Consider the following 3,942-nt stretch of genomic DNA (forward strand, 5'->3'; position numbering starts at 1 on the left):
AATGTCGTAGCATTCGACGACCATGCCGTCGCCTTCGAGGTGATCCGTGTACCAAAGAAGTGATTCTTCGGCAAAATCCGGAGTGATATAATCAGCTCCGAACGCGAACCATGCGGTATCCCGAGCCACGCTGTTGTTCGAGCGCGCAGGATCGTTCACAAAGCACCAGCCGGTGGGCGCGAGCAATTGGGTCCGCAACATGTTAGCCTTCGCCCACAAGACGCCGCGATTCACGTCGGCCTCAGGGGTTAGCACAACCGCGCGATTGAGAACGTCGACGTAGTGCTTACGCGTAGTTCGAAGCGCGGCTCCGGCTGTGGGCAACGAATCTAGAGTGCGAACCGCAGCGCGTTCTCCGTCAATGGCAAACGTCAACACGAAGTAAAACCCGACGTGTCCTCCTGAATCCAGCGTGTTCCTTTGATGCAGAACGCCCAGAGGATCGGTCGATGGCGAGACGGCTTCGTCGCTCAACATCCCCGGCCAGTCCTTGGCAATCGCCTTTCCATGATCCATCGTTACTTCCCAGCCCTCTACAGCCTTGGAACAGGCGAAGACTCTAGCGAGGCCTGCGTTTGCTTTGTTGTGAGCTATCAGCGCGTTGCGGCCTTTGTCGAACCGACTCACAACATCGTGCGACGTATTTCCGCGCAGCTGCGCGAACCCGAACGTCTCGATTTCAATGCGCTGGTCCGTCGGATTGCGTAACTCGATGACGTAGTACACGGCGGGCGGGGATACTGTCTTGCCACGGGGACTACCGCTTAAGACGTAGATGTCTTCGTGCACTTCGATGCCGTTTGACAACGTGAAAAAATGTTCTTGATGTTCCGGATGTATTTTGAAAGAGCCGGGAAGCGCGGTCAGCGCGATGCCGGTCGATCGATCCCAGTGGTGCACGACAACCGAACCGACTAACGCCTGTCCACAATCGCTTGAATAGATCTTTTCAATCGCGCCCGTCGCCTTTATGATGCAGACGCACTTCGGGCCGCCGAGCGTGCTCCCAGCGGCCATCTGCGCGTCTGAGATATTGTACGACGCACCCTTCTGGCCGGTGCCGACGATCTGCGCAACCGGACCCACGCTCAAAGACTTCCCGACCATTTGCTCATTCCACCGTCGATGACGTAGGTGGCACCCGTGATATACGCCGCCGCATCCGAAGCGAGGTAGGCGACCAGGCCGGCGATCTCTTGCGGCCTGCCCATTCGACGCATTGGAATCTCCGCCAGCAATCGAGCTAGCTCTTTTGGATCTCGCTCTAGCTCCGCATCCATCGGCGTTTCCACTGCTCCCGGTGCGATGTTGTTCACGGTGATATGATATTGTGCGAGTTCGATCGCAATCGTCCGCATCAACATGCGGAGCGCGCCTTTGGAAGCGCAATACGGGGCGTTGGTAGGCATGGCCACGTCTTCGTGAACTGAGGAGATGTTGATGATCCGACCGCCCCGGTTCTGCTTGACCATTTGGCGCGCCGCTGCCTGACTGCACAGCCAGTTGCCGGTGAGATTTACGCCGATGACCTTGGCATACACTTCGAACGGCATTTCTAGGAAGGGGTGCTGTTCTTCGATGCCGGCGTTGTTCACGAGGATGTCGATGCCGCCGAAGGCTTTCGCTGTGGCCTCGACGAGCGATTCCACGTCCGGCGGCCGCGTGACGTCGGCTGAAATCGCGACGGCTTTATAACCTAAATTATTGATCCGTTCGACCAGCGCGTTGGCTGGGCCGGCATCACCATGGTAGTCTATCACCACGCTGGCGCCTTCACAGGCGAGTTCGAGGGAAATAGCTTTGCCAATTCCGGTGTCGCCGCCGGTTATGATCGCAACTTTATTATTCAGGCGCACGGCATTCCTTAGCCAACCCGCCGGTCACAAATGCAAGCCGCGCGACGGATTGTTGAAAGACTCCGCTCATGATCCAATCCATGGCAACGCCCATCTTGCGCGAAAGGCCCGGTAAGCGGCTCAAATAATACGCCCGCCATAGTAGCCATGCAGGAAATCCAGCGATCATCTGCCGACCGGGCAGCTCGGCTAGCGCGCCGCGATCACCTAGCGACGCCATCATTCCCTGGAGTCGATACGCGAACAATTTAGTGGACTTGCCATGCAACGTGGAGAGGATATTTTTCGCAAGGAGCGGCCCCTCGCGAACAGCGTTCTGCGCCAGCGGCGCGTAGGTCCCGCCTGCGGGCTTTGGAATCTGCACGCAGTCGCCGATGCCCCAAACGCCCGGCAGCCCCGGGACCGAAAAGTCGCCGTTCACCAAGAGCGCGCCTCCCTTTGACGTCGCCAGCCCGAGTTTCTTCACGGAGGGCGCGGGCTCCACGCCGGCTACCCAAATGAGCGTCGCGCTTTCGTAACGCTTGCCGTTTTTCAAGGACAAGCCGCCTTCGTCGGCGCTGGCGACGCGTTCGCCGAGTTCCAGGCTCACATTTCTCTTCTGAAGCGACACCGCGGCACGTTTGCCGAAGCGGGCGGGCAGCTCAGCCAAGAGACGCTTCCCGCCTTCCACGACGATGATCTCGGGCGTGCAGCCGCTCAAGGTCGGATAGTAGCGCCGGATGTGTTGAATGAAACCCGTCATCTCGCCGGCAACCTCAACGCCCGTGAATCCCCCGCCAATAATAATGAACCGTAATCGACGAGCGCGCTCATCCCGGTCGTTCGTTCCGGCCGCAGCCTCAAACGCTCCTGTGACGCGGCTGCGCAGCTGATCTGCATCAAACAGCGTTTTCAGCGGAATCGTATGGCGCGCGACGCCTGGCAACCCAAATGTGGAAGTCTGCGAGCCAAGAGCAAGCACCAAGTGATCGAAGCGCAGCGTAGACTGCGATCCGAGCAATGGATGCAAGACGCTGACAGTGCGCTCGGAGACATCGATCTCCAGAACGTCTCCTAATATGAATCGAGCGCGACGCAGACCGGCGCGTAGCGGTTGAACGATGTGCCGCGCTTCGATAGTGCCGCAAGCCACTTCAGGCAGCATGGGAGTGAACAACAAATAATTTTCCCGGCTTACGAGCGTCACGCCGACTTCACTGGGGGCTTTGCGTTCTAGTTCGCGAGCCGCCGAGACGCCGGCAAAGCCGCCGCCTAGGATCAGAATTTCGGCTCCCACTACCCGTGCTTCCGAAAAAGGTTGACGACGGCACACGCTGCGATAAGTCCAGCGAGGACCGCAAGACCCCTGACCGCTGCCGAGCGGCCTTGTTCGCGCGGGTTCGGCATGTAGCGGCTTTCAGGGAAGCGGCCGATGGATGCGCCATGGCGATCGTCCAACGCCATTTTCAATAACTGAGCAGGATGAAGCGCTTGACGGTCGCTCATCTGCGAGATCTGCTCGCGGCAACTGAAGCCCGTCGCGACGATGATCGTGTCTGTCGCGGCGTTGCGCACAGCGGGCAACAACGCGCGCTCGGCGAGTGCGGCGGATACTTCGTAGTGTTCCCCGCGCTCGAAACCAAATGCGCCGGCCATGCCGCAGCACCCTGAGTCCGGCATCGAGTAGTCGACGCCCAGTTTCTTGAGTAACCTTTCTACTGCCGAAGCATCTAGCACGCTTTTTTGATGACAATGCGTTTGCATAATCACTTTGCGGTTCAGTTTGGGCGGCTGATAGTGCGGAGCGTATTTGTCGAGGAATTCGCTTAGCAAGAAGGTCTGTGCTTTAAACCTTTTCGCATCTTCGTCGTCATGCAACAGATTCTGCATCTCGTCGCGGAAAACCGAGACGCAACTAGGCTCCAATCCGACAATGCATATTCCGGCCGCTATTTGGGGCTTGAGTGCGTCGATAATCTCACGCAACATCGTTCGTGCAAGATCGAGCATCCCATAGTCGTAGAGCGGACGGCCGCAACACAGTTGGACCTTCGGAATGGAAACGCTGAAGCCGGCGTCTTCTAGCACTTCTACAGCCGCCTGAAGC

The 3,942-nt window shown here is 58.3% G+C and carries 4 protein-coding genes; all 4 read right to left on the bottom strand.

Annotated features, from left to right (window positions below; genetic code table 11):
• Positions 1-1,107: hypothetical protein (locus tag VII69_11240; GenBank protein HEY5095683.1), on the bottom strand; the 1,107-nt coding region annotated here is incomplete at its 3' end.
• Positions 1,089-1,856 (bottom strand): SDR family oxidoreductase, encoded by a 768-nt coding sequence (locus VII69_11245; protein ID HEY5095684.1) that lies wholly within the window; start codon positions 1,854-1,856, stop codon positions 1,089-1,091. The genes VII69_11240 and VII69_11245, both read right to left, overlap by 19 nt.
• Positions 1,843-3,132: an NAD(P)/FAD-dependent oxidoreductase gene (locus VII69_11250; GenBank protein ID HEY5095685.1), complete on the bottom strand. Its 1,290-nt coding sequence runs from the start codon at positions 3,130-3,132 to the stop codon at positions 1,843-1,845. Before VII69_11250 ends, VII69_11245 begins: the two co-directional genes overlap by 14 nt.
• On the bottom strand, positions 3,132-3,942 hold an 811-nt coding region (locus VII69_11255; protein HEY5095686.1), incomplete at its 5' end, for a (Fe-S)-binding protein. The genes VII69_11250 and VII69_11255, both read right to left, overlap by 1 nt.

It is taken from the genome of Candidatus Eremiobacteraceae bacterium (genome assembly GCA_036511855.1).
Lineage (GTDB): Bacteria > Vulcanimicrobiota > Vulcanimicrobiia > Eremiobacterales > Eremiobacteraceae > JABCYQ01.